General features: G+C 61.8%; 6 protein-coding genes. 3 read left to right on the top strand and 3 right to left on the bottom strand.

Annotated elements, in window-relative coordinates; all coding sequences use genetic code 11:
- Positions 1-84 precede the first annotated feature (84 nt).
- Complete coding sequence (locus tag FEM54_RS24595; protein ID WP_017136154.1) at positions 85-537, bottom strand: MarR family winged helix-turn-helix transcriptional regulator; 453 nt, start codon at positions 535-537, stop codon at positions 85-87.
- A 79-nt stretch (positions 538-616) separates the two neighbouring features.
- Complete coding sequence (locus FEM54_RS24590; protein ID WP_058422841.1) at positions 617-1,567, bottom strand: LysR family transcriptional regulator; 951 nt, start codon at positions 1,565-1,567, stop codon at positions 617-619.
- Between the two features lie 108 nt (positions 1,568-1,675).
- Between FEM54_RS24590 and FEM54_RS24585 the strand changes: the two genes are divergently transcribed.
- A complete protein-coding gene (locus FEM54_RS24585) occupies positions 1,676-2,425 on the top strand; it encodes a sulfite exporter TauE/SafE family protein (RefSeq protein ID WP_017136156.1) in 750 nt (249 codons plus the stop codon).
- Here the strand turns inward: FEM54_RS24585 and FEM54_RS24580 are convergent.
- Complete coding sequence (locus FEM54_RS24580) at positions 2,415-3,296, bottom strand: LysR family transcriptional regulator (protein WP_138453445.1); 882 nt, start codon at positions 3,294-3,296, stop codon at positions 2,415-2,417. The two genes, FEM54_RS24585 and FEM54_RS24580, sit on opposite strands and share 11 nt — an antisense overlap.
- Positions 3,297-3,366: 70 nt before the next feature.
- Here FEM54_RS24580 and FEM54_RS24575 point away from each other — a divergent pair, with 70 nt between their 5' ends.
- Entirely contained in the window at positions 3,367-3,573 is a 207-nt protein-coding gene (locus tag FEM54_RS24575) for a DUF1127 domain-containing protein (protein WP_026013616.1), read from the top strand.
- Positions 3,574-3,618: 45 nt separating this feature from the next.
- Positions 3,619-4,848 carry a winged helix-turn-helix domain-containing protein gene (locus FEM54_RS24570; protein ID WP_138453444.1) on the top strand — a complete coding sequence of 410 codons (1,230 nt, stop codon included), beginning with the start codon at positions 3,619-3,621 and terminating at the stop codon, positions 4,846-4,848.
- Positions 4,849-4,958 lie beyond the last annotated feature (110 nt).

The raw sequence follows: 4,958 nt of genomic DNA, 5'->3' as shown, positions 1-4,958 counted from the left end.
AGTTAGCACATCTGGCGACTGACACACCGCCATCGCGGGCAAGCCCGCTCCCACATTCAGATTTTTAGTGTTTGAAAAATCGCGTCAGACGGCACCCTGCAAATTACTACGCAACGCAATCAGATCCGCCTGCAGCTTGCGCAACTGCTCAAGCTGCATACCGCTCGCTCCCAGAATGCACTGGGGAATCCCCATCGCCTTTTCCTGCAAGGCACGTCCCGCTTCGGTCAGTTCCACCACCACCACCCGCTCATCTTCACGCTTGCGGGTGCGGCTGAGCAGGCCTTCGGCTTCCAGGCGTTTGAGCAATGGCGTGAGGGAGCCCGGATCGGTGAGCAAGCGGTGGCTGATTTCGCCGACGGTCAAGCCATCCTCTTCCCACAGCACCATCATGGCCAAGTACTGCGGGTAGGTCAGGCCGAGGGCTTGTAGCAGCGGCTTGTAGACTTTGGTCATCAGCAACGAGGTGGAGTGCAGGGCGAAACACAGCTGGTTGTCCAGCATCAGGTTTTCGCACGGGTTGGGATTTTTACTCATGGTGCTGCCTTAAAAAGCGTGTATGCCCAGGAATCTAGCGGGCAAACCTTTAATGCGCCAGATAATTCTGGCGCAGCGGTCAGACCAGGCCGCTTTGCAGCGCCAGATCCCATGGCGGCACAGGGCTGAAACGCGATTTGAGGTATTCCAACAGCAAACGGCTGCGCGCATTCGGTTGCTGTTCCAGGCGCAACGCGTAGATGCCAGCGGTTTCCGGGCTGGGCAGACCGTTTTCGCAAAACAGCGGCAGCAACTCGCCGCGCACCAGGTATTCGCTGGCCAGCCACGTGGGCAGGTGGGCGATACCCAGCCCGGCAAGGGCGCCAGACAGTAGGGCTTCGGCGTTGTTGGCGCTCATGCGGATACGCCGCGGCCGGTAGAGGGTGCGGCGCCCATCCAGTTCGAAGCGCCACGCGAACATCGGCGCCAGGCCGTCCCAGTCCAGGCCATCGTGCTCGCTCAGCTCGCGTGGGTGGCTTGGCGTGCCATGGCTTTTTAGGTATGCCGGGCTGGCACAGGCGATGCGCACAATGCTCGCCAGGGGCGTGGCCACCAGGCGAGTGTCAACGATATGCCCGGCGCGCAGCACCAAATCGACTTTGCCCAGGTGCGCGCCCTGCATATCGACAAAGCTGTCGATTAAGTGCAGGTGCACATCGAGCCCAGGGTACACATTCAAAAAGTCGGCAATTACCGGCGCCAAGTGCCGTCGACCAAAGGCGGCCGGGGCGTCCACCCGGATCAAGCCTTCCGGCGCATGGCTCAAGGACACGGCTTCGGCACGGGCCAGCTGCAATTCGCTGACGATCCGCCGCGCCCGCTCGGCGAAGGCCAGGCCCGCCGGCGTGGGCAGCACCGCGTGGGTGCTGCGCTGGAACAGGCGGCTGCCCACCGAGCTTTCCAGGCTGTCGATGCGCCGCGCTACCGCCGAGGGTGTCAGTGGGTGGCGGCGCGCGGCGGCGGAAAAACTGCCGGTCTCCAATACATCCAGAAACAGGCTCAGTTGCTCGGTCAGAGTGTTGGGGTTCATGGGCGTGCGCTTATGCGAGATTGGCACAGCCATTGTGCGTTGCTGTGCGTTTCCACGCTATAGCCGACTGCGTAGCATGCAAGGCCTGGGCTTCTGGAGTGGTGAGCGGTGATGGATTTGGCGATGTATCTGGTATTGGGCGCGGCGCTCGGTACGGTCGGCGGGTTGTTTGGCATTGGTGGCGGGCTGATCGCAATTCCGGTACTGGGCGTGTTGTTCGGCCTGGATCAACAGATTGCCCAAGGCACGGCCTTGGTGATGGTCGTGCCCAACGTGATGCTGGCCTTGTGGCGTTACCATCAACGCAACCGGATTGAATTGCGTCACGCGCTGCCGCTGGGGGTCATGGGCTTCAGCTTTGCCTGGCTGGGTTCGATCTGGGCGGTGGGCCTGGACGCCGGGGCCATGCGCATCGGCTTCATCGCGTTCTTGCTGACGCTGGCGGCGTACAACCTGCTGCGCCTGTTCACCCGCAACGCACCGCCGTCTGCGCAAATGCGTTATTCCTGGCCATGGCTTGGCGTGCTGGGTGCTGCGTCCGGTTCCATGGGCGGCTTGTTCGGCGTGGGCGGCGCGGTGGTTGCCACGCCGGTACTGACCAGCCTGTTCGGCACCACCCAAGTGGTTGCGCAAGGCTTGTCGCTGGCCCTGGCATTGCCCAGTACCAGTGTGACGCTGGTCACCTACGCCTGGCACCATGAAGTGGACTGGATGATCGGCGTGCCGCTGGCGGTGGGTGGTCTGCTGAGCATCAGTTGGGGCGTGAAAGTCGCCCATGCGCTGCCGGAGCGTGTGTTGCGCGGGCTGTTCTGCGCTTTCCTGGCGGTGTGTGCGGTGATGTTGACCTTTAAAGTCTGAAGCCTTCGACGATGTATTGCGCCAGGCATTCGGTGATCGGCGAGGTCATTGCCGGGTTGCGTAACAAGTGCAGGTTCATCGAGGGCAGTGGCGGGAAGCCGTCGTCGCTGCTCAGGATTCGCAAGTCGTCGGTCACCAGGCTTTCCATGCACACCATCACTGCCAGGCCAGCGTTAACCACCGCCTGGATCGCCGCCACATTAGAGCTGTGGTAGGCCATGCGATAATCACGCCCGGCCGCATCCAGCGCTGCACGGGTCCACTGGTAGTAAAGGCAGTCAGTACCGGAACCGGCCAGGGGCAATGCATCGTGCTCGTCCACGCAGAAGCACGGCGCGGCCGCCCACACCATGCGCTCGGTGCGCAACAACTCGCCGATTTCCTTACCGGGTTCACGGCTGATGACGGTCAGCGCCAAGTCTCTGCGCTGCATCAACACCGCTGACGACTCGCAGTGCATCTCGATCTGGATCAGTGGGTAGGCCTTGGAAAACTGTTTGAGAATGCCCGGCAGAAAGCGCATCACGTAGTCATCCGGCGTGCCGATGCGCACCAATCCCACCATATGCGGTTCGCGCAGGGTGTTGAACACTTCACTGTGCAGTTTCAGGATGCGCCGTGCATAACCCAGTAATACCTCGCCTTCCGGCGTGAGCCTTACTTGGCGGCCATCGCGCTCGAACAACTTGCGTTGCAGCACGTCTTCTTCCAGCCGCTTCATCTGCATGCTCACCGCCGATTGCGTGCGGTTGACCAACTCGCCGGCGCGGGTAAAGCCGCCCTGGTCGGCGATGGCGACGAAGGTGCGCAGTACGTCGGTGTCAATGCTTGGGTAGCTGGACAATTGATCAATCTCAGAGATGTATTGCATAAGAAACATTCGTTGGATTGATCATAAGGCCAGGCACACACTTGCGCCATCCCCACTGGAGGGCGAGAAGATGAAAGGTCAGAAAGGTTTTGTGTTGCTGGGCAAGCGCCCGTTTTCCGTGCTGCTTCGCAGCATTGCCCGCTGGCAGGCGCTGCATGAGGAGCGCCATGCCCTGGCAAGCTTGAGCGATGAAGCGCTTAAGGATATTGGGCTTAACCGCAGCGATGTCGAGCAGGAGCGTCATCTGCATTTCTGGCAAGACCCGCTGCGAAAATAAGCCAGGATGCAGTAGGGTGGTCGGCGAGCTCACACGGAGAGACCCATGCCCGTCGACCTGTCGTTTTCCCTCAAGCAAGCACGCCGCATGGCGCTGGTGGCCCAGGGATTTTCCGGGCGCCAGGCGCCAGCATTGATCAAGGCTGCGCACCTCAACCGTTTGATTGAGCGGTTGGGTGTATTGCAGATCGATTCGGTCAACGCCGTGGTGCGTTCCCATTACCTGCCGCTGTTTTCGCGCTTGGGCAATTACTCCCCGTTGATCCTTGAACACGCTGCCTGGAGCCAGGGCCGGCGCCGCTCGTTGTTTGAGTATTGGGGCCATGAGGCCTCCTTGCTGCCCATGGCGCTGTACCCGTTGATGCGCTGGCGCATGGAGCGGGCAAAGTTGGGGCAGGGCATCTATTCGCAGATGGCGCGCTTTGGGCGTGAGCAGCAGGCCACCATTCAGCGCGTGCTGCACACCGTCGAGCAGCAAGGCGCATTGGGCGCGGGCAGCTTGTCGACCCGCGAGGCGCGTGCCGGCCCCTGGTGGGATTGGAGTGAGGAAAAACACGCACTGGAATGGCTGTTCGCCGCCGGTTTGGTCACCGTCGCGGGCCGGCGCGGTTTTGAGCGGCTTTATGATTTGCCGGAACGGGTCATTCCCGCCGATATTCTTCAAGCGTCTGTGAGCGAAGCCGAAGCTCAGCGCGGTTTGCTGCTGCACAGCGCGACTGCATTGGGCGTCGCCACCGAAAAAGACCTGCGCGACTATTTCCGCCTGGACCCCGCCGACAGCCGTGGCCGCCTGGCCGAGTTGGTCGAGGATGGGCAGTTGCAGGTGTGCCAGGTGCAGGGCTGGAAGCAGGCGGCTTACTGCCTGCCTGAACCCAAAGTGCCACGCAAAGTGCCCGCAAGCGCCTTGCTCTCGCCGTTCGATTCATTGATCTGGGAGCGCAGCCGCACCGAGCGTCTGTTCGATTTTCGTTACCGGCTGGAGATCTACACCCCGCAACACAAACGGGTGTATGGCTACTACGTGCTGCCGTTTTTGCACAATGAGCGGATTGCCGCGCGGGTTGACCTGCGCGCCGAACGCGCCAATGGGCGCCTGGCAGTGCACGCGGTGCACGAGGAAGAACCGGAGCTGGATGAGGAAGGGATGCAGGCGTTGGCCCTGAATCTGCGGCAGATGGCGGGCTGGCTTGGGTTGGAGCAGGTGCAGCTCAACTGCCAGCGGCCGAGTGCGGCGCGGCTTCGGGTGGCGATGCTCAGCTTGGGTGTTGAACTTTAGGACGCCATCGCGGGCAAGCCCGCTCCCACATAAAAATTGCATTCCCCTGTTGGAATGCATTCCCCTGTGGGAGCGGGCTTGCCCGCGATGGCGTCGGCCCAGGCAACTAA

Source organism: Pseudomonas edaphica, from assembly GCF_005863185.1.
GTDB lineage: Bacteria > Pseudomonadota > Gammaproteobacteria > Pseudomonadales > Pseudomonadaceae > Aquipseudomonas > Aquipseudomonas edaphica.
Note: the sequence above shows the minus strand (reverse complement) of the source record. Positions and strands in the feature narration are given on the sequence as shown.